19 protein-coding genes are annotated in these 25101 nt (G+C 54.5%); 3 read left to right on the plus strand and 16 right to left on the minus strand.

What is annotated here, in order from left to right:
- Nucleotides 1-22: 22 nt before the first annotated feature.
- The 8 genes from KK078_RS01995 to KK078_RS02030 all read right to left on the minus strand — a co-directional run bounded on the left by KK078_RS01995 (nt 23) and on the right by KK078_RS02030 (nt 13131).
- Nucleotides 23-526, minus strand: a complete 504-nt coding sequence (locus tag KK078_RS01995; protein WP_254088558.1) for a GbsR/MarR family transcriptional regulator — start codon at nt 524-526, stop codon at nt 23-25.
- A 108-nt stretch (nt 527-634) separates the two neighbouring features.
- On the minus strand, nt 635-904 hold the full coding sequence (locus tag KK078_RS02000) for an HU family DNA-binding protein (protein ID WP_254088559.1): 270 nt from the start codon (nt 902-904) through the stop codon (nt 635-637).
- 137 nt (nt 905-1041) lie between these two features.
- Entirely contained in the window at nt 1042-3783 is a 2742-nt protein-coding gene (gene polA, locus KK078_RS02005) for a DNA polymerase I (RefSeq protein ID WP_254088560.1), read from the minus strand.
- A gap of 86 nt (nt 3784-3869) precedes the next feature.
- A complete protein-coding gene (locus KK078_RS02010) occupies nt 3870-4484 on the minus strand; it encodes a 2OG-Fe(II) oxygenase (protein ID WP_254088561.1) in 615 nt (204 codons plus the stop codon).
- Between the two features lie 25 nt (nt 4485-4509).
- Nucleotides 4510-7056: a M14 family metallopeptidase gene (locus KK078_RS02015; RefSeq protein ID WP_254088562.1), complete on the minus strand. Its 2547-nt coding sequence runs from the start codon at nt 7054-7056 to the stop codon at nt 4510-4512.
- A 28-nt stretch (nt 7057-7084) separates the two neighbouring features.
- The gene (locus KK078_RS02020; RefSeq protein WP_254088563.1) at nt 7085-10123 is read right to left on the minus strand and encodes a two-component regulator propeller domain-containing protein; all 3039 of its coding nucleotides are present in this window, start codon (nt 10121-10123) and stop codon (nt 7085-7087) included.
- A gap of 39 nt (nt 10124-10162) precedes the next feature.
- Nucleotides 10163-11074: a fructosamine kinase family protein gene (locus KK078_RS02025; RefSeq protein WP_254088564.1), complete on the minus strand. Its 912-nt coding sequence runs from the start codon at nt 11072-11074 to the stop codon at nt 10163-10165.
- A 2-nt stretch (nt 11075-11076) separates the two neighbouring features.
- Nucleotides 11077-13131 (minus strand): TonB-dependent receptor, encoded by a 2055-nt coding sequence (locus KK078_RS02030; RefSeq protein WP_254088565.1) that lies wholly within the window; start codon nt 13129-13131, stop codon nt 11077-11079.
- 122 nt (nt 13132-13253) lie between these two features.
- On the opposite strand from KK078_RS02030, the gene KK078_RS02035 reads away from it, so the two are divergent.
- The gene (locus KK078_RS02035) at nt 13254-13496 is read left to right on the plus strand and encodes a hypothetical protein (RefSeq protein ID WP_254088566.1); all 243 of its coding nucleotides are present in this window, start codon (nt 13254-13256) and stop codon (nt 13494-13496) included.
- Nucleotides 13497-13510: 14 nt separating this feature from the next.
- On the opposite strand, the gene KK078_RS02040 is transcribed toward KK078_RS02035, so the two are convergent.
- The 6 genes from KK078_RS02040 to KK078_RS02065 all read right to left on the minus strand — a co-directional run bounded on the left by KK078_RS02040 (nt 13511) and on the right by KK078_RS02065 (nt 18820).
- On the minus strand, nt 13511-14737 hold the full coding sequence (locus tag KK078_RS02040; protein ID WP_254088677.1) for a 4-hydroxy-3-methylbut-2-enyl diphosphate reductase: 1227 nt from the start codon (nt 14735-14737) through the stop codon (nt 13511-13513).
- A gap of 128 nt (nt 14738-14865) precedes the next feature.
- Nucleotides 14866-15039, minus strand: a complete 174-nt coding sequence (locus KK078_RS02045; protein ID WP_254088567.1) for a hypothetical protein — start codon at nt 15037-15039, stop codon at nt 14866-14868.
- Between the two features lie 16 nt (nt 15040-15055).
- On the minus strand, nt 15056-16531 hold the full coding sequence (locus KK078_RS02050) for a Do family serine endopeptidase (protein WP_254088568.1): 1476 nt from the start codon (nt 16529-16531) through the stop codon (nt 15056-15058).
- Nucleotides 16532-17445: 914 nt separating this feature from the next.
- The gene (locus KK078_RS02055) at nt 17446-18168 is read right to left on the minus strand and encodes a YqjF family protein (protein WP_254088569.1); all 723 of its coding nucleotides are present in this window, start codon (nt 18166-18168) and stop codon (nt 17446-17448) included.
- 2 nt (nt 18169-18170) lie between these two features.
- Complete coding sequence (locus KK078_RS02060; protein WP_254088570.1) at nt 18171-18632, minus strand: peroxiredoxin family protein; 462 nt, start codon at nt 18630-18632, stop codon at nt 18171-18173.
- Nucleotides 18629-18820: a hypothetical protein gene (locus KK078_RS02065; protein ID WP_254088571.1), complete on the minus strand. Its 192-nt coding sequence runs from the start codon at nt 18818-18820 to the stop codon at nt 18629-18631. The genes KK078_RS02060 and KK078_RS02065 overlap by 4 nt, the downstream gene beginning before the upstream one ends.
- Before the next feature lie 149 nt (nt 18821-18969).
- Between KK078_RS02065 and mfd the strand changes: the two genes are divergently transcribed.
- Entirely contained in the window at nt 18970-22344 is a 3375-nt protein-coding gene (gene mfd / locus KK078_RS02070; protein WP_254088572.1) for a transcription-repair coupling factor, read from the plus strand.
- Here the strand turns inward: mfd and KK078_RS02075 are convergent.
- Nucleotides 22305-22556 (minus strand): hypothetical protein, encoded by a 252-nt coding sequence (locus KK078_RS02075; RefSeq protein WP_254088573.1) that lies wholly within the window; start codon nt 22554-22556, stop codon nt 22305-22307. The two genes, mfd and KK078_RS02075, sit on opposite strands and share 40 nt — an antisense overlap.
- A gap of 272 nt (nt 22557-22828) precedes the next feature.
- On the opposite strand from KK078_RS02075, the gene gldJ reads away from it, so the two are divergent.
- A complete protein-coding gene (gldJ, locus tag KK078_RS02080; RefSeq protein WP_254088574.1) occupies nt 22829-24055 on the plus strand; it encodes a gliding motility lipoprotein GldJ in 1227 nt (408 codons plus the stop codon).
- A gap of 34 nt (nt 24056-24089) precedes the next feature.
- On the opposite strand, the gene KK078_RS02085 is transcribed toward gldJ, so the two are convergent.
- Nucleotides 24090-25076 (minus strand): YpdA family putative bacillithiol disulfide reductase, encoded by a 987-nt coding sequence (locus KK078_RS02085; RefSeq protein ID WP_254088575.1) that lies wholly within the window; start codon nt 25074-25076, stop codon nt 24090-24092.
- Nucleotides 25077-25101: the final 25 nt, after the last annotated feature.

The following is a 25101-nucleotide window of genomic DNA, read 5'->3' on the forward strand; positions in this document are numbered from 1 at the left end:
AAAGAATAAGGTAAATAAAAAGCTACTTGAGTAGCTTTATGATCGAATTCCAGAACCAGCTTTCTTCGGCTTTGATAAACGTCTCGAGCAGGTTGTCTGATTTTTCGGCAAAGCCTTTCAGCTCTTTCACGACCTTCCGAAGCTCTTTTGTTTCTTCCGACCCGTCGTTGGAGACCTCGCTCACCTCGCGCAGTACCTTCAGGATCGGTTCGAGCTCGCGCTTTCTCCGTTCGCGGGCTACCTGGCGGGCCAGGCTCCATACATCCTTTTCGGATTTGAAATACTCCTTTCGTTCGCCGGGTATGGAGATACGGGAGACGATGCCCCAGTCCAGCAACGCCCGGATGTTCATGTTGGCATTGCCGCGGGAGATGGCGAGCTCCTGCATGATCTCTTCGGTAGAGAGGGGTTTGGTCGAGATCATGAGCAAAGCGTGTATCTGCGCCATGGTCTTGTTGAGGCCCCAGCTATACCCGAGATTGCCCCATGCCTGGATCAGCTCTTCCTTTGCTTCTGTGTATTTCATACGTACCAAAGATAGTAAGAGTTTCGAAACTTTCAGGTTTTATTGAAACACAATGGCAAAAAAATACCCCGGTTGTGGCCGGGGCATTTTCTATTCGTGTTAGCTCGATTACAGCTTGCCGGAAAGCTCTTTGCTGGCTTTGAATTTGGCAACTTTCTTAGCTTTGATCTTGATGGTCTCACCGGTGAAAGGGTTCCGTCCTTTGCGGGCGGCACGCTTCGACACAGAGAAAGTACCAAAGCCCGTCAGGGTAATTTTGTTGCCTTTCTTCAGCGTCTTTTCAACAGCTTCCATGAAAGAAGACAGGGCAGTGCCTGCCGCTACTTTGGTGATACCAGCGTCATCAGCAATCTTGCTAATTAATTCAGCTTTCGTCATAGTTTTTACTTAGTGTAAGTTTGTTGGGACGCAAATATAAAGGCTTTTTGTTTCCTGCAAATGCTTTGCGAATAAAACTCCCATAATCGTTCGTGCGTCCTATACCCCTGTATTGTATATACAGAATATAAATAACACTAGTGTGCCTCGAGCCAGTTGCCGGCAATACCCACCTCTACTTCCATCGGTACTTCAAGATTTACAGCGTGTTTCATCAAATAGACGACGCGTTCTTTTACCCGGTCCACTTCGTCTTTGTGTACGTCAAAGACCAGTTCGTCGTGTACCTGCATGATCATGCGCGACTGTAATTTTTCTTTTTCCATCCATTGGTGTATGTTGACCATTGCGATCTTAATGATATCCGCCGCGCTGCCCTGGATGGGCGCGTTGATGGCGTTTCGCTCGGCAAACTGCCGGGTCGTGACGTTCCGCGAGTTGATGTCGCGCAAGTACCGGCGGCGGCCCAGCAAGGTTTCCACATACTCTTTCTCCCGCGCGGTATTGATGGCGTTGTCCATGTATTGTTTGATGGCGGGGAACTCGGCGAAATACGAGTCAATGATCTCCGCCGCCTCTGTACGCGAAATACCGATGTTTTGTGACAACCCAAAGGCTGTACTTCCATAGAGGATACCAAAGTTCACCTCTTTCGCCTTCCGACGCATGTCGGGTGTAACCTGGTCGAGCGTTACTTTAAAGACCTTCGCGGCCGTGGTGGTATGAATGTCGCGCTTGTTGCGGAAGGCGTCGATCATGATCTGGTCCCTGGCAAACGAGGCGGCAATGCGGAGCTCGATCTGCGAGTAGTCGGCGGACATAAAGCGATAATCTTCACCGCGTGCTACAAACGCCTGACGGATCAGACGGCCCTTGGCCGTGCGGATGGGAATGTTCTGTAAGTTGGGGTTGTTCGAGCTCAGGCGCCCCGTGGCGGCTACTGCCTGGCGGTAGTCGGTGTGGATACGGCCGTCGGTCTTGCTGATCATCTTGGGCAATGCATCTACATAGGTAGAGCGTAGCTTCTCGAACTCGCGGTAGTCCAGTATCTTACGTGCGATGTCGTGCTTGGGTGCCAGCGTCAATAATATTTCTTCCCCGGTAGCGTATTGACCCGACTTGGTCTTCTTCGGCTTCTCGATGAGCTTCATCTTTTCGAAGAGCACATCGCCCAGCTGTTTGGGCGAGCCGATATTAAACTCGGTGCCGGCGAGTGTATATACATCGCGTTGCACCTTTTCGCTTTCCTGGCGCAGTTCGTCCGACATTTTACCGAGGGCATCGGTGTTGACCTTTACGCCTTCGTATTCCATGGCCGCCAGCGCCAGTACCAGGGGCATTTCAGTCTCGGCCATGAGCTTGATGTGGCGCCGGCTTTCCAGCGCCGCGCGCAGCTTGGGGCGCAGCTGGATCAACAGATCGGCGCGCTCACACAGCCGCTCGCGCAGGTCGGTATGATGGTCGGGCAGAATGTCGTAGTTCAGGTATAACGAGCAGAGGCTGTGCAGGTCGTGCGAGGCTTCGGGTTCGATGAGATAGTGCGCGATCATGCTGTCGAACAACGAGCCTTTTACTTCGGCGCCGGCTTTCTTCAGGGCCAGAATGGTGTGCTTGATGTTGTGACCGACTTTCAGGATCTTGTCGTTCTGTAAAATTTCCCGGAAGTTCCGGATCACCTCGTCGCGTTGCTCGTCTGTGCCGGCTTGCACGAAGTATGCTTCGTTTTCGCGGTAGCTGATCGCGACGGCCTTTAGTGTATAGTCAAAGTTTGCGAGGTCGTCGGTAATGGTCTCAATCGCAAAGGCCGGTTGATCTTTGAGCTTTTCGACCAGTGCTTTTTGTTGCTCGCTGGTTTCGATTACCAGGTATTGTACGGCGCCTTGCGCCAGCGCGCGTTTTTCGGTGGGCGCGTCGGCGGCCACTTCGGCGTCTGCGCTGCCGCCAAACATCGAGAGCTGCGAGGCTTGCGGCTTGCCGGCGGTCTGTGCCGCCGGAACGGCTTCGCCAAAGGCGCGTTGCGCGATATTCTTAAACTCCAGCTCGTCAAAGATGGGCTTTAGCGCGCCCACGTCGGGGCCTTTGTAGCGCAGCGCTTCTTCGTCAAAGGCAATGGGCACGTCGGTAATAATGGTGGCCAGCTTTTTCGAGAGCAGCGCCTGCTCGGCGTACTGTATGACGGACTCTTTCTGCTTGCCCTTCAGCTCGTCGGCGTGTGCGATGATACCTTCCACACTGCCGTATTTCTTCAGCAGCGCGGCGGCGGTCTTCGGTCCGAAGCCGGGAATACCCGGAATGTTATCGGACGTATCGCCCTGCAGGCCAAGCATATCAATGACCTGCGCCACGTTGTCGACATCCCACTTTTCGCATACCTCTTTCACGCCGAGTATATCCACGGCGTTGCCCATGTAGGCGGGCTTATAGAGGAACACGCACTCGTTCACCAGCTGACCGTAGTCTTTGTCGGGCGTCATCATGTACACTTCAAAGCCCTGGCGGCAGGCCTGGTACGACAGCGTACCGATCACATCGTCGGCTTCGTAGCCGTCCATTTCAAGGATGGGAATGTTAAAGCCGCGGATGATCTCTTTACATTTAGGAATGCCATACCGGATGTCCTCGGGTGTTTCCTGGCGGTTGGCTTTATATTCTGCGAAGATCTCGTCGCGAAAGGTTTTGGTCGGCGTGTCGAACGCAATGCCGATGTGTGTCGGCTTTTGTTTTTGCAATACTTCCAGCAGGGTGTTGGTAAAACCAAACGGTACGGAGGTGTTGATCCCCTTGGAGTTGATGCGCGGTGTTTTGGTAAAAGCAAAGTGCGCGCGATAGATCAACGCGTAGGCATCCAGCAGGAAGAGTTTTTTATCAGGGCTACTCATATCCTGCAAAGTTGGGAAAGATGGTTAAATAATCACGACCGGGGCTGGAAATAAAAAACGCCCGAAAATCGCTACAGATGCGTGTATTACAGATGCCGCAATTCGGCGACCTGATCGAGCATCCAACCGGTCAGGCTGCGGCGCTCGCGGGTACCGGCGATCACTTCGTGCTCGATCTGGTCGCTGCGGAAACACACCAACCGGCCCGCCAGCGGAAGGAAGTCGCGGGTTTCATCGGGCAGGTACATGCGCAGCTGACCGCCGTGCTCTTCGCGCCAGTCTTCGTTGAGGTAGCAGATCACCGACAGCTTACGGTGGTCGTCTTTCTTGAACTGGTCGAGGTGGCGTTTGTAGTAGCTGCCCGGCGGGTATACGGTCAGGTGCACTTCGTAGTCTTTCAGGCTGAGGAAGAGCCCCTGGTTCACGGCCTGGATCACGGCCTGGAGCTTATCGAGGTATACTTTTACCGGTGCGGGCGCCGTGCTGCGGTCAACCCATTGGATATAGTCGCCACGGATGGCCTCGTTGATCTGCAGATCCTGGTTTTTGCCGATGCCGGCTTTTTTAAACGAGGCGGCTGCATCGCTGAAGGCCTCGAGGCCCAGGATCGCTTTTACTTCTGCCGGGTCGAGAAAATTGTCGATGACGGCATACCCCTGCTCTGCCAGCCCGTCTACGATGCGCTCCAAAGTCTCATTCATGGGTGCAAATGTACATACCACCCGGCTATTGTCCGACGAGAAAAACAGCGTTGGCAAACAACATTTTTCCATCTTCCCAGAAGCTGCGGAACAGCGGGTCGTCCACCAGGTATACAATGTTGCCCCGTTTGCGCTCTTCGACGCCAAACACCAGGCTGTTGGTCACCCGTTGGTTGGCGCGCACGCCGGCAAATCCTTGTACGGGGCGGGCTTTTGCGGGCAGTACGCCTACGTTCCAGCCGCGTTCCAGGTAGGCGTAGTGCAACTCGTTGGTTTTAAGTGAATAGTACACGGGCTCCAACCCAAACGCCAGCGGGTGTGAGTTGTCGAGCGGCAATTTGTAAATAGCGCCGGAGATGATATTGGAAATATCGCGGCGCTCTACGGACTCGAAGCGCGACAAGGCATCCTGCTTTTCCTGTTTCTCTTCCGACTTCTCGGCAGCCTCGCGTTCTTCGTCGGACGCAAAGGTCTTTAAGGCAAAGCCTTTCTTGTCTTCAAACGTGGGCAGGCCATTGCCGATCACGATCAGCTTGCCGCCTTCGCCCACCCAGGCGGAAAGTACTTCGAGGTATTTTTCGTCGATCGACGCGTACGATCCTTCGGGTATGATGAGCACGGTATATTTGCTGAGGTCTGTACGCTTGAAGTAGCTCGTGTGCAACAGCGTGAGCGGGTAGTGCAGCTGTTGTTCAAAGAAGTGCCATACCTGGCCCGTCGAAAGCGAGTAGGTTTCATCGCCGGTGAGAAGCGCCACCTTCGGAGGCTTGAGGTAATGTACGAACACCGAGCCGATGTCCTTACCGCGATCCATAAAGCCGGTGGACGTGGTAAAGAGGCGACGGCCCATGCGGTTGGCCAGGTCTACCACCAGGCTGTCGAAATGCTCTACCTTTTCGTTGTTCTTGCGTGTGACGATCAGCGTGCCCGGCTCGAAATCCTGACCTCCGGTACTAAACGACAAGGCAGACGAGCGCACTTTTATACCGTGCTGCATCAGTGCCGACAGAAAGGCCACGTCTTGCATGCTTTGGTATTTGAAGATATAGGCGTATGGCTTGCCCACGGGCACGGCCGGCGACACCACCGGTGCTTTGTAAGGCTTCCCTATATTCAGGCGCTCTGACAGCGCATAGGCTTTCAGGTTGCTGGCGTAGAACGGATTCCAGGCCGTGATATCGTACGTCAGCGAGTCGGTCAGCCTGGACTGCGGCTCGAACACCGCGGTTATAAACCGGGACTTGGGTTGATAAATGTTAAATACCAGGTCTTCGGCGGCGACGGTCACTGCCCCGTTGCCTTGTGTTTGAAAGTCGAAGCCGCGGGTGTTTCGACCGGCGCCGGCCTGCCCATAGCGAATGCCGTGCATGTCCAGCCAACGCGTGAGCTGGCCGAGCTTGTCGGCATTGTTGGTTGCTTTGACGACGTAGGTTTTATAGGGCGCCGCGGGCGCCGTATTGTTATCGCGGAAGTATTTTTCGAACTCGTCCACGACGCGTGTAGCGTTCTGCGACGTTACTTCCACCGTCGAGAGTCCCGTGGTGACGTGATGGATAAGACGGTCGTGCAGCGTAAGGGTATCTTCGTCGCGGGTGTAGATGCTCAGGCCGCGCTGGCCGCCTTGCTCATAGGTCATGCCGATGGCGCCGTTGTAGGTCGGATAGGTGTCGCCGTAGCTGGGATAGTATAGATCGAACACTTCCTTGGTGAAGTAAAGCCAGCCATGCTCGTCGAAATGTTTAGCATGGTTTTTCCCGATCATGCCCTGGAAGGTGCGTTGCCAGCCCGAGATCACTTCATGAAAAGGCTCGGCCGCGGGGGCGAAGAAGTACGGGTAGTTATATCCTTGCTCATGGAAGTCGACATGGACATGCGGCATCCAGGCATTGTATACTTTAATGCGTTGCTGTGTTTCCCGTTGTGTGGCCCACGCCCAGTCGCGGTTCAGGTCGAAGAGGTAATGATTGGGACGACCGCCCGGCCAGGATTCGCGGTTCTCCTGTGCTTCGGGATTAGCGTTGGGCGGGAAGTTGCCGTATTGATTGTAGAAGTTGGCATACCGGTCGCGGCCGTCGGGGTTGAGGCAGGGGTCGAGGATCACAACGGTATTCCTGAGCCACGCCTGTGTTTGCTGGTTCTGCGGATTGCTCAATTCATAAAGCGTCTCCAGCGCCGCTTCCGTGCCGCTGGCTTCATTGCCGTGCACGTTGTAGCTAAACCACACAATGGCTTTTTTATCCCCCGCAGGCTTGCCGTCGGCCAGGCCCGTACGCCGCAGGTTGCTGGTGCGGATCTGTTCGAGCTGTGCGAAGTTCTCCGGCGCTGTGACGATAGCATAGATCAATGGGCGATGCTCATAGGTCTCGCCGTATTGTACTACTTCTACGTTGGGCAGTGCGTCCGCTACGTGCTGATAGTATTCCACAACGCGATGATGATAGGTAAAGCGGTCGCCGAGCGCATATCCTAAAAACTCACCTGGGCTTTGAAGGCGTGTTTGCGCGGAGGCCGCCAGGCATAACCCTACCACGGTAAGGGTGAGCAGGTACTTTGTGGAGCGGAAGAAGTTCATTCGGCGAAAATATGTAAACGTTAACAAATTACAACCCGTACAGGCTGCGGCCGCATACGTGGATGGTCGTACCACCCTCGTGCGCAAAGGTAAGGGTGGCGCCGATCGCGGCGGCCCGCCGCTTCATGTTGCGCAGGCCATGGCCTTTGTCTGAGGATTCGGACGGCAACCCTTTGCCGTTGTCCTGTATCGTCAGCGTCAGGGCACCTTTGTCGTCGCTGAAGAGAATGGCAACACGGGTGGCCTGGGCGTGCTTGACGATGTTGTTGACAGCCTCCTTGAAGATGAGGTATATATTCTGCTTGGTGGCGGGGTCAAGGGTCCTGGCCGGATCGATCTTGCCCGTGTGGAACTCCAGTGTAATGTTGCGGGCCTGCAGCATTTCGCCGGCAAAGTCTTTCATGCGCAGCAGCAGCGCTTCGACCGTGTCGTACCGGTTGTCGATCGACCAGACGATGTCGCTCATGGTGGTCACCACTTCGCGGCTCAGCGTGCCGATGTTCCGCAGATAGCTGCTGCTTTCCGCGCCGCCGGTCGTGCCGTTTTGCACCAGCTCCGAGTAGATGGAGATGCGCGTGAGGCTGGAGCCCACCTCGTCGTGCAGGTCACTGGCGATCTTATTGCGCAGGCGCTCTATTTTCAGCGACTGCTCCAGGCGGTAGCGGTGTGCCGCGTAGATCAACAACGCGCACGCGACCGCCGCTAGCGTCATGAACCACCCCGTTTTCCAAAAGGGGGGATGAATGACCAGGCTCATGGTGGCCCCGGGATCTGTCCAGTAGCCGTCTTCGTTGGCGGCTTTTACGCGAAAGCTGTAGTGCCCCGGGTCGAGGTTGGTGTAGTGCGCCAGGCGGGTGGTGCCGGCGTCGACCCAGTCGGGGTCGATGCCTTCCAGCTTGTACTGATACCGGATCTTCTCCGGTGACGAAAATTCCAATGCGGCAAAGCGAAAGGTTATATAGTTCTGATCGTAGTCCAGCGACAACGATGGCTGGGGTGCAAAGGCCTTGTCAAAGACGGCATACGACTGGATGATTAGCCGGGGTGGCACGGTGTCGGGTTGGATCTGCGCGGGATCGAATACCGAGAAGCCTTTCACACCGCCGAAGTAGAGCAGACCCCGGCGGCTGCGCAAGGAGGCATTGGCGTTGAACTCATCGTCCTGAAGGCCGTCTTCTTTGGTATAGTTGCGAAAAGTATAGGTCTGTGGATCGAGTTTGCTGAGTCCTTTGTTGGTGCTGATCCAATAGCTGCCGGCGGGGTCGCGCAGCATTTCATAGGTTACGTTGTTGGCCAGGCCGTCCTTTTCAAAGAAGTGCCGGAACTTGCCGGTAGTGACGTTCAGGCGGTTTATACCCGAGTGGGTACAGATCCAGAAGATACTGTCGCTCTCCTGCGTAACACTCGACACCATCTGGTCGCTGAGGCCGTTGGTGTTTTTGCGGTCGTATCGGTAGTGTGTAAAACGCGAAGACTTTTTATCATACACGCTGATGCCGCCGCCCATAAAGCCGATCCAGAGGTTGCCCTGGCGGTCTTGCATGATGGAGTTGATAAAGTCGGAGGCGATGGTGTTGGGGTCTGTCTTACTCATGCGATAATGCCGGACGGCATCCGTGCGCGGGTCGTAGTGAATGAGGCCTTCGTCATAGGTGCCCACCCACAAGGTGCCGTCGCGGTCGCGCAGTACTTCTTTGATGAACGCCGTCTTGCCGAGGGCCGAGGGATGGCTGCCGAGAAAGAACCGCGCGCGGCCGGTATGGCTGTCGTAGCGGATCAGGCCGTTGTTGAACGACGCGATCCAAAAGACGCTGTCGGCATAGATCAGGCGTTGTACGTTGATGGCCAGGTTGCCCCGGTCGTCGTGTATGGTCATCTTGCGGAAAGTGCCCGTGACGGGATCGTATACATTTAACGGGCCGCTTTCGCCGCCGATCCAGATCTTGCCCTCGTCGTCTTCGCAGAACGACCACACGCTGTTCTCGCCCAGGCTGTTGTGATTGCCCGGTTCGTTTTCATACGAGCGGAAGATATTCTTGCGCGGATCGTATTTATCGAGTCCGTTGCCCGCCACCCATACGATGCCGTGGCGGTCTTCCAGCAAGGCATAGATCGTATTGCTGCTGATGCTGGCGGCCTGGTTGGGGTGGTGATGATACGTGCGAAAGATCTGCGCGGCGGCATCCCAGAACTTCAGGCCGTTGTTGGTGCCGATCCACACGTTGCCTTGCGCGTCGCACATGATCTTGTTGATGTCGTTGGCGACAAACTCGGGCACGCGCCGGAACTGATCTTCCTTTTTGTTGAATTGAAAGAGCCCGCCCTGGTAACTGCCGATCCACAGGATGCCTTGTTTGTCTTCGGCAATGGATGTGATCTGGTTGCCCCCCTGGAACATATTGTTCTCCGTCGAGCGGTAATGCTGGAAGGAGATGTTGCCGTGGGCGTCTTCGATCACACGGTTCAGGCCGCCGTTCCATGTGCCAACCCACAGGGTACCTTCACGGTCGCAGAAGAGCGCGCGTACATAATTGTCGCTCAGGGTGCGCTGGTTGGCTGCGTCGTGCCGGAACTGGCGAAAGGTGTTGGTCTTGTCGTTATACAGGCTTAGGCCGTTGCCCCAGGAAGAGACCCACAGGCGGTTCTTGCTGTCGCGCAGCACATAGTTCGTGCGGTTGCCGCTAACCGTGGTGGAGTCGTTGGGGTTGTTGTAGTACTGCACAAAACGGTCCTCTTTGCGAACGTACTTACAGAGCCCTTGAAAGGTACCGATCCACACGTCGCCGAGGCGATCTTCGTCCATGCTCCAGATCCAGTTGTGCGTCAGGGTGGTGCTGTCGAACGGGTCGTTCTTAAACACTTTGAACTCGCTTCCGTCAAAACGGTTGAGGCCGTCTTGTGTGCCGATCCACAGGTAGCCGTCGCGGTCGTGCAGCATGCAGTAGGCCTGCGACTGCGAAAGGCCCTCGCGGCCGGTGATATGATCAAACCGGAAGGATTGCGCCGCGGCATGCAAGGGTAGCACGACGGCAAATAAGAACAGTATAGATGCGTGTTTCAGGTTCACGGTATGTCCATGCGGAACAACGAATTTACGCGATCGCGGTTACGAAAGGAATTGTCGGAGCACAGAATTTATCGGGGAAAGATAGCTTTCCCCAAAAAGATTAACGTGCACCAGCAACGGGTATAGATTATACAGCTCGAAACGATCGTGATAGTCGGGCTGGAGCGGCCAGGCGGCCTGGTAGGCGTCCAGGAAAGCAGGTTCGAACCCGCCAAAGAGCGTGGTCATGGCCAGGTCTATTTCGCGATGTCCGAAATAAACGGCGGGGTCGATGAGACAGGGTATACCCTGTTGCGCCGCCAGGATGTTACCGCCCCACAGGTCGCCGTGCAGCAACGAGGGCTTTTCTTCGGGCAGCAGGTCGGGCAGCCGCGTGTATAATGCTTCGAACCGGCTTACCAGTGCAGCGTCTGCAAGGCCCGCCTGTCGGGCACGCGTCAGTTGCGGCTGCAGGCGTTGGTGAATGAAGAACTGCACCCACGAATCGTGATGGGTATTGGTCTGCGACAGCGAGCCGATATAGTTGGCGTGATCGAGCCCGTATGCCGGCGCCGTAGTGGCATGCATCTCAGCGAGCTCCTGTCCCGCGCGCTCCCAGTAATCTTTCCCGCGAGGTGCCGGCTGCAGGTATTCCAGTAGCAGGAATTGCAGGTTGGCTTCCTCGCCCGTGGTGACTACGTCCGGCGCGTACAGCGTGCGCGTGGCGCGCAGGCGGTCGAGCCCTTTTGCCTCGGCCGCAAACATGCCGGGCAGTGCGTGGGCATCGTTCCACTTCAGAAAGAAGGTGCCGGCGGATGTCGTGAGCTTGCCGCCGTGGTTGATGCAGCCACCGCCGACGGGTATAAAATCTTTTAACACAATATCGCCGGTATATCCCCGGCCGCCCTGGTAGGCCTTCCGCAGGAGGGTCGTCGCGCCCCGTTGAACGTCGTTGGGAAGGTTGATCGTCATGTTTACAGGAAGCTCCAGCCGAGCTTTACACCGGCGTAGTAGTTCACCGGCATGGCGGCATTGTAATAGCGCGCACCTACCGCATTGAGGTCGTTGCCCAGGCTGTAACGCTCGTCCAGGGCGTTGTCAATGCCGGTAAAGACGTCCAGCGCCAGCTGATTCCAGGTCTTTTTATAGCCCAGCTTACCGCCGATCAGCATGTAGCTGTCCGCGTACGCGGTGTTGGCATCGTCCAGCGGAATGCGGTCGGTATACGTGCCGGTGGCATGCAGATAGAGGCCGGCACGCAGGGCAACGTCGAAGCCCAGCACGCGCACATTGGGCGATACGCCGGTCAGATCGTTACCGTCGAGGCTCACATTGTCTTTTACGTAGTCCTCGAACGTATAGTGGTTCCAGGTCAGGCTGGTCCAGAGGCGTATGTTGGAAAGCATAGACGACGGGTTGAGGTTCGGCGCCCACGCAAGCACGACTTCCGCGCCTTGCTGCGAGGTCTTGCCGGCGTTGATGAAGTATTCTCCGCCGTCTTCGGTGTGGCGGATCACGATCGTTTCGCGCAGGCCAAAGTCATACACCACGGCGTCTACCGACAACGTTTTGCTGAACCACGCGCCGCGCACGCCGGCTTCGAAGTTCGTGCCGCGCTCGGGCTTGAGCCGGGTATCAAAGAAGCCGGCGGAAGGGTAAAGCTCTTGTACGGTGGGTGGCGAGTAGCCCTGGCTGAAGCTGCCGTGCAGCGACAGGTTATCGTTCAGTTTTTTGAGCAGGGCAATGCGCGGTGAGAATACGGCGTCGAAGTCGCTGTCGCCGGTTACGTTGGGCACGTCGGAATAGCGTTTGAAATCTACCTTCAGTTTATTGACGCTCCCGCCGATCGTCAGGAAAAAATCGGCCGGCAGGAAGAACTCTGTTTGCGCAAAAGCAAAATATGTCGTGATGGCGATCTCGTCGTCGGTTTGCAGGGCGCCGCTTTGGCCCTGATTGTTGTCGTACACCCGCACGGGGGAGAAGCTGTGTTGAAACTCGCCGCCAAAGGTGAGCTTGCCTTTGGTGAAGGCATACGCGGTGCTGGTGCGGCCGCCAAAGCCCTGCTCGGCACGGCGCTCGTAATTGCGAATGGTGGGGTTGTCGAACTGCGTCAGGGTGCCGTAAACGCCCGTGCGATTGGACCACCGGGTGTTCCATTGGTGCTGGTAGCTCAGGCCCGAGTAGAACGTCTTGTTATAGATCGTCGCGCGCTGATCCATCGCGCCGGGGTTAGGTCCTCCGGCGGGGCGGGCCTGCCGGGGGTCGGCGTCGTATTGTTGTTTGGTAAGCGCACCCGGCGTTTGGTATAACAGATCGGAGTACAGCATGTATACCGCCAGCGACGACTTGTCGTCCAGCGAAAAGTTACTTTGCAGCTGTACCGCGTCGCGCGCCATACCGGTCTGCTGGCGATAGCCGTCGGCTTCCTGGTGGGCATAGAGCAGGCGGCTATAGGCCTTGTCTGATTTCACGCGTGCCTGCACGTCGTACCGGCGCAGGCCATAGCTGCCCACGAGGGTAGAAATATCTACACCGCTTTGCACGGGCGGGGCATTGTTCAGCATCAGCACGCCGCCGGTACCGGCACCGTATACACTTGTACCGGGGCCTTTGATGACCTCGGCTTGCTGCACAGCCTGCAGGTCGAATAAATTCAGGTATGTATTGCCCCCGGCGTCGGTAAAAGGCAGGTCGTTCCAATATACTTTTACATTGCGGATGCCAAAGGGTGAACGTACGGCGCTGCCGCGGATGGCCAGTCGGTAGCTGCCGGGCGAACGCTCTTCCATGCGTACACCGGGTACAGTATTTAACGAAGAAAGCAGGGAAGCGTCATTGAATCGTGCCAGGTCACGCTGGCCCAGGAAGGCTACGGAAGCAGGGATCTCAGACAATGGCCGGTCGTATTGATAGGCCTGGATCGTGACCTCTCCAAGCACCCGGGTTGTATCCGCCGACGTGTTTTCATGCTGGGCAACGGCTGAAAGGGTGAGCGTCGTACATAAAAAGATAATAAAACAGCGTATCATTGTATTCGAATAGAAGGGAAAGATAACGCAAATTAGGTTGTATCGGCAGGGTTTTTGATAGATGGTCAGAACCAAATGCCTCATTATCTGGTTATAACAGTATAATTAACAAACGTATTATCATGGGAAGACCTCCAGTATTACCGAAGAAGAAAAAGGACGGATTCTGGCTCGAGTTGAGAAACAAAGGAGCCAAGACGGGGATTGTTATCATTCGTGATACGGAAGAAGCGATGATGCAGGCTGCCCGTCAATATCAAAACACCAAGGATGTCGTCATTCTGGGTGAACACCGCAATGGTAAAAAGGTTGAAGACAGCGCTTCCAGCGCTAAAAAGAAGAAAAGCTTATCCAAAGCCGCCTGACCGAGGGCGGCTTTTTATTTTCTTTCGAAATCTTGTAATACGGCCTCCACGGGCCGTATGCCTGGAAAAAACGCCAATATCCGCAGCATAACCCGGTCTACCAGCGTATCTGGGCAAGACGCCCCACTGGTTAACACGATCTTTACCGGGCTTTTAGGGGGCAAAAAATCGTTTGTAACCACCTTCTCTTTCGCGTGGTAGTGGTAATGATGGATCTCCTGGGGCGATTTTATCTCCTGCTCCGAATTAATAAAATAAGTGTTGAATTTACGCTCGCAGAGCTCCACGATGTGTGATGTGTTAGAGCTGTTGTACCCTCCCACCACAAGGGCCAGGTCGGCATCGGTTTCGAGCAACTGATAGGTCGCATCCTGATTGTCGTTGGTGGCGTAGCACAGGGTATCGCGGGTGTCGGCAAAGTGCTCGCGGAGCGTATCCGTGCCGTATACATCGCTCATCAGGCTGCGGAAGTAGTCGGCGATGGCCTGCGTTTCCGTGGCCAGCATGGTGGTTTGATTGACCACCCCGACGCTGCGCAGGTCTTTTGCAGGATCAAACCCTGCGGAATGTTTGTCTTTGAATTCTTCGTAGAACTCTGCCGCCTGTTTCCGGCCGAGCACATATTCGCCCAGGGCATGGGCTTCTTCCATGTCGCGGACGATAACCGACGGTGCATTTTGCGCGCTGTGCGAAAACGTGGCACGTGTTTCTTCGTGGCGCGGCTTTCCATGAATGATGACGGTATAATGATCCTTGCCCAGCTTCTCCGAGCGGTTCCAGACCTTCTCCACGAACGGGCACGTGGTATTATATTTCTGTACTTCGATGCCTTTGTCAAGCAGCAGGTGCTCGATCTCGACGGTGGTGCCGAAGGCGGGAATGATCACGACGTCTTCGGGACGCAGGGCGTCCCAGGGAATGAGCTGGCGGCCGTCGGTGTCCATGATAAATTCGATGCCGCGGCTTTGCAGATCGTTGTTCACTTCCTGGTTGTGGATCATCTGGCTTAACAGGAACACGCGTTTATGCGGGTTTTCTTCCAGGGCGCGGTAGCTGATCTCGATGGCGTTCTCCACGCCATAGCAGAATCCAAAATGGCGGGCGATATAGAATTGAACCGGTCCAAAGTCCAGCACGGTGGGGGTAAAATCCTGCTTGCGCAGGTCTTTTATTCGGCGTGCTTCTTTGATCTTCCCCGTGATGGAAGACCGGTAATACGCGGGAATTTCGAACTTTTTAATAACAAATAGCTTTTACTCTAACTGCAAAGTTAGGGATGTTGCGGGTAAAAAACGGAGTCATCACCCGTTAATAGTTGCTTCGGATAAAATCCTCTCAGGTGGCTATTAACGGGTAATGACGATTGTTTTTATGCAGCTTTGGAGAGCTTATCTTCTTTGATCGTGTTGGTGTGAATCTCCTTTGTCTCGAGATCAAACCACTTTACTTCAACGAAGTTGTTTTTGATGTACTTTAAAACTTCGACTACTTTCCCGTCAATCTTGCTGCGAACACGTTCGCCTTTTTTAAAAAGTCTACTCATATGTGTTACCTAAAGATTACATTCTAAAGGCGTAATTAAACTCTCTTGGCAGGTCTTCATAGATGCCGGAGAGAATTACCATTTCGCCCGGTTTTTTCTTTTTCAATAGTTCGTTAAAGTCTTTAACGGTTTTCACCTGCACTTCGTTGACCTTCGTAATGATGAAGCCTTCACGAATGTCGGTGTGCTTGGCGAGTTTGCCGTTGCCGAGCTCTTTTACGCGAACACCGCTCTCAATATCCAATTTTTTTAGAACATTTCCATCAATATTTTCAACCTCGAGTCCCAGCGCCGCAAATCCGTTACGCTCTTCCGGCTTTACCGCGACGGTATTGCCGTCGCGGTTCTTTAATGTTACCGGCAGTGTGACCTCTTTGCCATGGCGGTTCACTACCATATTCACTTTATCGCCCGGGCGGTGACGACCGATGTATTCGATCAGCGCTGCGCTGGAACGGATCGGGGTCTCGTCAATTTTCACGACCACGTCACCTTCTTTCAAACCGGCATCTTTGGCGGAGCTCTTTTCGGCAAAGGCCGAAACGTATGCGCCTTCATTTACCGTCAGGTCTTTTTCTTTTACCAGCGCGCTGTTCACACTGGCAATCGAGACACCCAACCAGCCACGCTGCACCACTCCAAATTGAATGAGGTCTTCGGTGATCTTGCTGACGATATTAGCCGGTACTGCAAAACCATACCCGGAGTAGGAGCCGGTGGGGCTGGCGATAGCGGTGTTGATACCCAGCAGGCCGCCGCTCAGATTCACCAACGCGCCACCGCTGTTGCCGGGGTTGATGGCGGCATCGGTCTGTATAAACGACTCGATGGCGGTGTTCCCCTCTTGCGAGTTGCGCTGCAAAATGTTGATATTCCTCCCCTTCGCGCTGATAATACCGGCGGTAACGGTGGAATTCAGGTTATAGGGATTACCCACGGCCAGCACCCACTCGCCTACCCTGGCTTTGTCGGAATCGACAAAAGAAAGATGCGGTAAACCGGTTGCCTCGATCTTGATCAACGCGATGTCGGTATCAGGGTCGGTACCGACAACCTCCGCTTTGAGGGTGCGGTTGTCGGAGAGCGTTACCTCTACCACGTCGGCGTCTTGCACCACGTGATTGTTGGTAACGATGTAGCCCTTTTCATTGATGATCACACCCGAACCGGAGCTTTGGCTCGGGCCTTGCGGGCCGCGGGGACCAAAGAACTCACGGAAGGGATCATACGCATCGGGCGCTTCGGTGCGACGCGGTGCGTCTTGCGTAGACTGAATGAATACGACGGCGGGCGTTACCGCCTCGGCTGTTTGTGTGAAATCCAGGGGAACGGCTTGTCCATTTTCGTCGACCTTATAAGCCACCTGCGTGGTGGGAACGTTGCTCATATACTCCAACTTCACGGGCTTGCTGTTGTCAAGCCACTGGACGACGGCCACGGTGCTGGCACTTCCGAGCACAGCGGCTAAAAAAAGAGATGCGAATCTTTTCATAATCACGTTTTTATTAGCGGTTCATACATATCAAAAATCAGGCAACAAGCGCTCGTCAGAAATTTTGTCAGCACTTCCTTTTTCGGGCGAGACTTTTTTGCAGATTTTATGCAGTAGTACTATCTACGAAACTTTTCGGATTTTGGTTCAATGATCTTTTCAAACGGTTTTTTGACCGTTTTGGGCTGATTTCTGGAAGATGCAGAAGGTTGCCGGAAAGTTGAATGATCAGGTGGTTTTTGTTGGGGAGATCCCGAGTCCTGCATATGTCATGTGTATGTCAGGGATAGCGCAAGTATAGCTATGGTATAGCTTTGATACGGGTAATCCCTGGGTGATCCATGGTGACAACCTGTTTCAGCGATAGGTTTGACATGGCTATGAGCGCCGTAGAAGATACTATAGATTTAACATTCCAACCGCTGGCTGGTGTTAGATGAAAGCCAGAACAAAGGAGTAGCTACAACAAAGGCCGCAGGCCGTTTACGTCTAGACGCTAAGCGAAAACCAAAGCACCGTAGCCATTAACGAAATCAACCAGATCAATAACAGGATACGCAGGCGTCGAAGACTTCTATTCGCAGACTCCTTTACATCATGGTTAGACCGCATGGGGTGGGGATACGATTGTTCCATATTTATACCCTCCGTTACGGAACTAATCCTCTTTAAGTTTGGCGCAAATTGGGTGATTTTTAGGATTTGTTTCAACGCGTCACACCCGTGCGCCCGCACAGAAAACGAACCGTTGTTTGGATAGGCAGCTGCATTGGGGGATACGTTGCGTTAAACACTACCGTACCCCCGGGCAGTGACCAGTCACGCGGAGGGCTTAGCGGAGGATTACCCGTATCAAAGCCCTACTTTACCCCTACATAAGCCGTATCAAAGTGCTATACAGGGTTGACGCGAGGTTAGCCCGGCAGCTTCCGTCCCTCTTTTACGGTAATAGACGATCCTTCTGCCAGGAACACCGATGCCGGCGCGGCAGTTGCCAGGTGTGCGAACTCGGCCCCGTAAAGCGGCCCGAAATCAACGCTGATCGCGTATTGGCTTGCGGGCGGATATACCAGCCACGCGGGGTGCTCCACGCCATACTCGGCACTGCGGGCTGCGCCGATGCGTGTGTACCCCCAGTAGTGCTCTGTAATGAACTCCTCTTCACTGCCGGGGCGTAGCGGGGCCGGTGTGTTGGCCGTAGTCAGGCTGATGGAATTCCACTCTTTATGCCGCCAGCGATACTCCACCGTCAGGGTGGTGTCAGCTATCTCCCATCGGTGGGCCATGGGCATGGTCTCATAATTCTCGCGGTAGATGGTATTGGCCACAAACGTCAGCGCGGGTTTCGGCACGATCTCCTTGATAAACACCACACCCCGGCGCCAGCCATCGGTGGGATGTTTGTAGCGCACATAGAAGCGCAGGTTCACTTCTTCGAAATTGCTGTGAAAGGGAATGCGAACGCCGCGCAAGCGTGTGTTGACAAACATAAAGCCCACTACGCTTACGTAGCAGCGGTCCTGCCACAGGTCGAGCTCGGTGCCGGCGGGTACGTGACGTTGCAGTATGGCGGGGTCTACCACGTAGTTCGCCATCAGCAGCTTTCTCCACTCGGCGGTCAGGAACGTGCCCGCCATGGCTACAAATGTTTTTTTACCACGTGGATGTTGGCCTCGCCGTTGAATTTTTTAACCAGGCGGCCGTCTGCGTTGTAGATGTACAACGACGGTGTTTCGATGGGGCCGTATGTGCCGAGGATGTCGCCGAGCGTGGTGGTGCCGAAGTGCACGTTGGCGTACGTGTTCAATTTATATTCGGCGGCGAACTTTTTGATCTCGGCAGACGTAGCGGTGGTAATAAAATATAGCTGGTAGGGCTTGAACGCGGCGATGTTCTCCTGGATCTGTGTCGCTTCGCGCTGGCAGTGGTCGCAGTCGGGTTGAAACATCACCACCACGGTCTTGCCTTTCAGGCTTTTGACGGAAAAGTTTTTGCCGTCGAGCCCGGTAACGTGCATGGCAGGCAGATCGGAGGCGACCTGTGCGTACGACATAACTGTCAGCAGGAACGTTGCCAGGAAGAGTGTTGCGGGTTTTATCATACAAAAAAAATGGTGAACCAATATACGAGATAGGCCGTTACAGCCACGCTGCCGTACAGCTTAATAACCTTGCGGCGGTTTTGCACGTCTTCCCACCACAGCATGACCCACGGCCGGTAAAGACCGATCAGCAGGAACAGACCGGCGGTGATGCTGATGTACAGAAGAAGCTGTCGGATAAAAAACATACGCACGCGGCCTTAAAAATATCACTTGCGGGCGCTGGCACAAAATTTTCGAAGCCATTATCTTTGCGACTTCGTTTTTACCGAAGGGCCACGTTGCAGGCAAAACATTCAGAAACAAACGTTTTAACGATCTACGGATTCAGGATACAGTGAGGGCGACCGATTTCATAAGTATTTACAAGGCGGATGGATTTGTCAAGACCGTTGCCGCAGGGATAAAAGCGTCTCAGGCGCAAGCCGTACGCATCAAAGGACTGGCCGGAAGCCTGGACGCCGTCATGGTGGCGGCCACGTTCAAGCTCCATCCGCAGGATTATCTCATCGTTTTACAAGACCGCGAAGAGGCGGCGTATTTTCAAAACGATTTACAGAGCCTGCTGGACCGCGAGGTGCCGATCTTTCCCATGTCGTATCGCCGTCCTTACGAATACGACGAAACCGAAAATGCCAACATCCTGATGCGCGCCGAAGTATTGAGCCGCATTGCCAATAAGACCGCGCCGGAGATTATCGTTACCTACCCGGAGGCGCTGAGCGAGAAGGTGATCAACAAGCGCTCGCTGGCGTCGAATACGTTTACGATCAAGCTGAAGGAGAACCTCGACATCGCGTTCCTGGAGGATTTTCTGCACACCTACGATTTTGAGAAGACCGACTTTGTATACGAAGCGGGGCAGTTTGCCATCCGTGGCGGTATCATCGATATATTTTCGTTCGCCAACGAGCTGCCGTGTCGTATCGAGCTTTTTGGCGACGAGGTGGACAGCATTCGTACGTTCGAGCCGGGCTCGCAGCTGTCGGTGGATCAGCTCGACAAGGTCAGCATCATTCCCAATGTGCAGACCAAGCTCGTACAGGAGGAACGGCAGTCACTGTTTGAGTTTGTGCCGCCGGAAACCCGCGTGTGGTTTAAGGATGTACAGCTCACGGCGGACATCGTGCAGAAGAGCTTTGAAAAAGCGGCGGGCTCGTTCGACAAGATCATTCGTGCGAGTGGCGCCCAGGTTGTCAGCGCGCCGGAGAAGCTGTTTGATACGCGCGACGCCTTTCTGAAGCGCATCGATTCGTTTGTGCGTGTAGAGTTCGGCAGCCGCGCGATCCTCCACCATACCGCTACGTTCGACTATGCCTCGTCGGCACAGCCGTCGTTCAACAAGAACTTTGAAATGCTGGCCACGGATCTGTACGATCAGCAGGGCCAGGGCTATAGTAATTTTATCGCGGCCGATGTGCCGCGTCAGCTGGACCGCCTCAAAGGCATTCTGGAGGAGATCAACATCAGCCTGAAGTTCCAGCCGCTGGAATTTGCGCTGCGTCAGGGCTATGTCGACCAGCACCTGAAGCTGGTGTGTTACACCGACCACCAGATCTTTGAGCGTTTCCACCGCTACCGTGCCAAGGAGAAGTTCACCAAGTCGAAAGCGCTCACCCTGCGCGAGTTGCAAACGCTCCAGCCCGGCGACTTTGTCACGCACATCGACTACGGTATTGCCAAGTTCGCCGGCCTGGAGAAGCGCGATGTGAACGGGCACGAGCAGGAGGCGATCCGCCTCGTGTTCCGCGACGACGACCTGATGTATATCAGCATCCACTCGCTGCACAAGATCTCGAAGTATTCCGGCAAGGAAGGTACGCCGCCGGTCATGAGCAAGCTCGGCACGCAAGAGTGGGAGACGAAAAAGTCGAAAGTAAAACGGCGTGTCAAGGATATTGCCAAGGAGCTGATCGAGCTGTATGCCAAGCGCAAGTCGGCGCCGGGCTTTGCGTATTCGCCCGATGGCTTCCTGCAGGCGGAATTGGAGTCGTCGTTTATCTATGAAGATACACCCGACCAGGCGCGCGCGACAGAAGACGTGAAGCGCGACATGCAGAACCCCCACCCCATGGACCGCCTCGTATGTGGCGACGTGGGCTTCGGTAAGACCGAAGTGGCCGTGCGCGCAGCGTTCAAGGCAGCCTCGGAAGGAAAGCAGGTGGCCGTATTGGTGCCGACGACGATCCTTGCCATGCAGCATTACCGCACGTTCCGCGATCGTTTGGCCAGCTTCCCCGTGCGGGTGGACTATGTATCGCGCTTTAAGAGCGACACGGACGTGAAGGAGATCATCAAGGATACCGGCGAAGGAAAAGTGAATATCCTGATCGGTACACACCGCATCGTCAGCAAGGACGTCAAGTTCAAGGACCTGGGGTTGTTGATCATCGATGAGGAGCAAAAGTTCGGGGTGAAAGTAAAAGACCGCTTAAAAGAACTGAAGGTAAGCGTGGATGTACTGACGCTTACGGCCACGCCCATTCCCCGCACGCTGCACTTCTCGCTCATGGGCGCACGCGACCTGAGCGTGATCGCGACACCGCCGCCCAACCGGCAGCCGGTAACGACCGAGCTGCATACCTTTAACGAGGAGGTTATACGCGACGCCGTCAGCAACGAGCTTCGTCGCGGCGGCCAGGTTTTCTTTGTACACAACCGGGTAAGCGACATCGAGTCGATGGCCAATACCATCTATAAGCTGGTGCCCGATGCGCGCATTGGCATTGGCCACGGACAGATGGAAGGCGACAAGCTGGAAAAGGTGATGGCGCGGTTTATCGACGGCGAATACGATGTGCTGGTTTCCACCAACATTATCGAGTCGGGTCTCGACATTCCGAATGCCAACACGATCATGATCAACCAGGCGCACATGTTCGGTCTCTCCGACCTGCACCAGATGCGCGGGCGGGTAGGGCGCTCGAATAAGAAAGCCTATTGTTATTTACTTACACCGCCGGCGTCGTTGCTCACGGCCGACTCGCGCAAGCGCCTGGGTGCGCTGGAAGAGTTCTCGGAACTGGGCGACGGTTTTAAAGTGGCCATGCGCGACCTCGACATTCGCGGCGCGGGCAACCTGCTGGGCGGTGAGCAGACCGGTTTCATCACCGACCTGGGCTTTGATACCTATCACAAGATCCTCGACGACGCGATCCAGGAATTGAAGGAAACAGATTTCCGCGATCTGTTTGCGTCAGACCTCGCCGAGAAGGCAAAGCTGATCGTACAGGATTGTGTGATCGAGACCGACCTGGAAATACTGATCCCGGAAACGTACGTGGCCAGCACGACGGAGCGCCTGCAGCTCTATTCGCGGCTCGACAACATTAAGAATGAAGACGAGCTGGCGAAGTTTTCGAACGAAGTACGCGATCGGTTCGGGCCCTTACCGGCTTCGGTAGAAGAGCTCGTCAACACGGTGCGGCTACGCTGGCTGGGTGAGAAACTGGGATTTGAGAAACTAAGCCTGAAAAGTGAAAAGCTGCGGGCCTATTTCATCTCCACGAACGACACGTATTTCAGTTCCGATATCTTCGGGCAGGTCCTTTCGTTCGTCCAAAAGAACTCGAAGCAGTGTAAAATGAAAGATAGCGGTGGTAAAGCGATGCTTATCGTGGATGCGATCAAAACGGTCGATGCAGCGATCGACCTGCTCGGCCGGATGGCCGGTCAGGAGAGCAGGTCGGCCAAAGAGATCTTGTCCAAATAAGGCTTCAGGCCTTGGGTGTTGTCAAAGGCATTGATCATCAGTACTTTCTGGTGTTTCGGTGAATAAAACACCTCGATGAAGAATCCTTCCGTGAAATACAGGAACACTTTGCAGTCGGCGAGCACGCGTTGCATCAGGTAATTTCCATGGAAGGTAATTACGTCGCATTTTCGCTCAAAAGGCATTACACGAAAATCGTCTAGTGTTAACATGGTTGGTTTTTGCACGCTACTGTTCGAAATAGTGTGCCATTTCTTGAACCGCTGAATTTGTTCACTAAACCGTGCTTTTGACGGCTGGCCTTCCCAAAAGTGGATGCCGTATTCCCGAAACAATTCCAGGCTGTTTTAAACGTTCTTAAAACATATCAAAAACGTCCATAAAACATACTCGCTGGCTTTTATCAAAGATTCACGAATAACTTGCGACTACTTGGAAAACATGGTATTATCCTTTTAATTAGCATTTGATTTAATATCAGAAAATGAAAATAAAGTATTCTTTCAGGGTTCTTTTGTTCGTAGCCGGAGGGTCAGTGGCACTGTCTTCCTGCTCACTTTTTGGAGGCAAGGGCGGCAAGCCTACAGCCCAAAACCCCGGTCAGATGAGTTCGGCAACAGGCCTGGCTTATAATGACGAAGATCAGGGCGGCTTTATGGTCAACCCTTACGAAGGGCAGCCGGATGCGCCGAACATGGTATTCATCGAAGGTGGCCGTGCCGTCATGGGCTCTTTCGAGGAAGATGTTATGTCTTATCGCGACAACATTGAGAGAACAGTTTCTGTGGCGTCATTCTATATGGACGAAACGGAGATCGCTAATATTCACTGGCTGGAATACCTGCACTACCTGGCAAAGGACTCGTCGCAGGAAGCTTACCAGGCAGCCCTTCCCGACACCACGGTGTGGGTGGGTAAACTGGCCTTCAACGATCCGTACGTAGATCACTACCTGCGTTACCCGGGCTTCCGTTACTTCCCTGTCGTGGGTGTAACCTGGAACCAGGCCAGCAAATACGCTGTGTGGAGAACCCGCGCGGTGAACATTAAGCTGGCTGAAAACGCCGGTGAAGAGTATGCTGAAAGCGACGGCCGTATTCCCCTGGAATCGGGTATCGTTGTACCGGCGTACCGCCTGCCGACAGAAGCAGAATGGGAGTACGCCGCTCAAGCCCTCATCGGCACGCAGTGGCTGGAAGAAATGCAAACCCACCAACGCATCTACCCTTGGGACGGTCACGCCGTGCGTAACCCTTACGGTAAGCAAATGGGCTTCATGCTGGCGAACTTCAAACGCGGTCGTGGTGACTATGCCGGTATCGCCGGTCGTCTGAACGACGGTGCGCTGATCACTTCGTACATCTACGAATTCCCCCCGAACGACTACGGTCTGTATAACATGGCCGGTAACGTAAGCGAGTGGGTGCAAGACATCTACCGTCCTACTACCTATCAAGATTTTGACGATCTGAACCCGATCCGTCGTGACGGTTTCCTCGATCCTTCTGCGGGTTACAACAGCGACTCGGAAAAGAACCCGGAATCTTTCACTTCGCTTGTTACCGACAAGGCCCGCGTATTCAAAGGCGGTTCGTGGAAAGACGTAGCCTACTGGATGTCACCCGGTACGCGTCGCTTCCTGGATCAGGACTCTGCTACGGCTACCATCGGTTTCCGTTGCGCGATGATCCGTGCCGGTTCGAACTACTAAGAACTCGCAACAACAACGATATAAAAAAAGCCGCTCATCGAGCGGCTTTTTTTGTTTTCAGTATGTGGGCCATAATCATATCGGCATGCACACGCGAATTTTCAATAAACCATTTGTTGGTTTTTAACCCGCCGCATACCACGCCCGCCAGGTAAAGGTTCGGCACGTTGGTCTCCATCGTCTCTTCGTTATACACCGGCGTGCGAAAGCCGTCGTCCTGAAACGCAATGCCCATGTCGTGCATAAAAGCAAAGGGTGGCTCGTAGCCTGTCATGGCCAGCACAAAATCATTTTCAACGAGCACCTCGCCTTCGGGTGTTGCGATCTGTACCGCCGTGGGGGTGATCGCTTTTACCGTCGAGCGAAAATATACTTTGATCGATCCTTCCTGGATGCGGTTTTCGATATCGGGCTTCACCCAATACTTCACGCTGTCGCGGATGCCGTTCTCACGAATGACCATCGTTACCTCGGCCCCCTTGCGCCATGTTTCGAGGGCTACATCCACGGCAGAGTTTGCGGCGCCGACAACGACGATCTTCTGCGCGAAGTAAGGATGCGGCTCGTCGTAGTAGTGGCGTACTTTCGGCAGCTCTTCGCCCGGTACATTTAACAGGTAAGGGCGATCGTAAAAGCCCAGCGCGAGTACAAGTGCCTGGGTGTTGTATTGTGCCTTGGGTGTCGTGACCGTGTGGTGGTGGCCGTCGGGCGAATGTGTTACCGACAGCACTTCTTCGTATAGGTGCACATTCAGGTTCCAACTGGTGGCTACACGGCGAAAGTACTCCAGGGACTCTGCGCGGTTGGGTTTGGGTTGATGGGAAACAAAGGGAACGCCGCCGATCTCCAGCCGGTCGGACGTAGAGAAGAACGTCATGTTGAGCGGGTAGTGATAGAGCGAGTTGACCAGGCATCCCTTTTCGATGATCAGGTACCGCAGCCCCGCTTTCCGGGCTTCAATGCCACACGCCAGGCCAATGGGCCCGGCCCCGATAATGATGAGGTCGTAGGTGTCTTGCATGATTGGCAAAGATGGCAGAAAACAC

This window comes from Dawidia soli (genome assembly GCF_018598185.1).
In the GTDB taxonomy this organism is placed as follows: Bacteria; Bacteroidota; Bacteroidia; order Cytophagales; family Cyclobacteriaceae; genus Ohtaekwangia; species Ohtaekwangia soli.

What these genes read in the sequence shown, in the direction of transcription:
- polA (WP_254088560.1), bottom strand. Translation starts at nt 3,783, where the DNA reads ATGAGTAGCCCTGATAAAAAACTCTTCCTGCTGGATGCCTACGCGTTG.
- KK078_RS02035 (WP_254088566.1), top strand. Translation starts at nt 13,254, where the DNA reads ATGGGAAGACCTCCAGTATTACCGAAGAAGAAAAAGGACGGATTCTGG.
- KK078_RS02085 (WP_254088575.1), bottom strand. Translation starts at nt 25,076, where the DNA reads ATGCAAGACACCTACGACCTCATCATTATCGGGGCCGGGCCCATTGGC.
- KK078_RS02015 (WP_254088562.1), bottom strand. Translation starts at nt 7,056, where the DNA reads ATGAACTTCTTCCGCTCCACAAAGTACCTGCTCACCCTTACCGTGGTA.
- KK078_RS02025 (WP_254088564.1), bottom strand. Translation starts at nt 11,074, where the DNA reads ATGACGATCAACCTTCCCAACGACGTTCAACGGGGCGCGACGACCCTC.
- KK078_RS02060 (WP_254088570.1), bottom strand. Translation starts at nt 18,632, where the DNA reads ATGATAAAACCCGCAACACTCTTCCTGGCAACGTTCCTGCTGACAGTT.
- KK078_RS02055 (WP_254088569.1), bottom strand. Translation starts at nt 18,168, where the DNA reads ATGGCGGGCACGTTCCTGACCGCCGAGTGGAGAAAGCTGCTGATGGCG.
- gldJ (WP_254088574.1), top strand. Translation starts at nt 22,829, where the DNA reads ATGAAAATAAAGTATTCTTTCAGGGTTCTTTTGTTCGTAGCCGGAGGG.
- KK078_RS02065 (WP_254088571.1), bottom strand. Translation starts at nt 18,820, where the DNA reads ATGTTTTTTATCCGACAGCTTCTTCTGTACATCAGCATCACCGCCGGT.
- KK078_RS02050 (WP_254088568.1), bottom strand. Translation starts at nt 16,531, where the DNA reads ATGAAAAGATTCGCATCTCTTTTTTTAGCCGCTGTGCTCGGAAGTGCC.
- KK078_RS02000 (WP_254088559.1), bottom strand. Translation starts at nt 904, where the DNA reads ATGACGAAAGCTGAATTAATTAGCAAGATTGCTGATGACGCTGGTATC.
- KK078_RS02075 (WP_254088573.1), bottom strand. Translation starts at nt 22,556, where the DNA reads ATGTTAACACTAGACGATTTTCGTGTAATGCCTTTTGAGCGAAAATGC.
- KK078_RS02030 (WP_254088565.1), bottom strand. Translation starts at nt 13,131, where the DNA reads ATGATACGCTGTTTTATTATCTTTTTATGTACGACGCTCACCCTTTCA.
- KK078_RS02010 (WP_254088561.1), bottom strand. Translation starts at nt 4,484, where the DNA reads ATGAATGAGACTTTGGAGCGCATCGTAGACGGGCTGGCAGAGCAGGGG.
- KK078_RS02045 (WP_254088567.1), bottom strand. Translation starts at nt 15,039, where the DNA reads ATGAGTAGACTTTTTAAAAAAGGCGAACGTGTTCGCAGCAAGATTGAC.
- KK078_RS01995 (WP_254088558.1), bottom strand. Translation starts at nt 526, where the DNA reads ATGAAATACACAGAAGCAAAGGAAGAGCTGATCCAGGCATGGGGCAAT.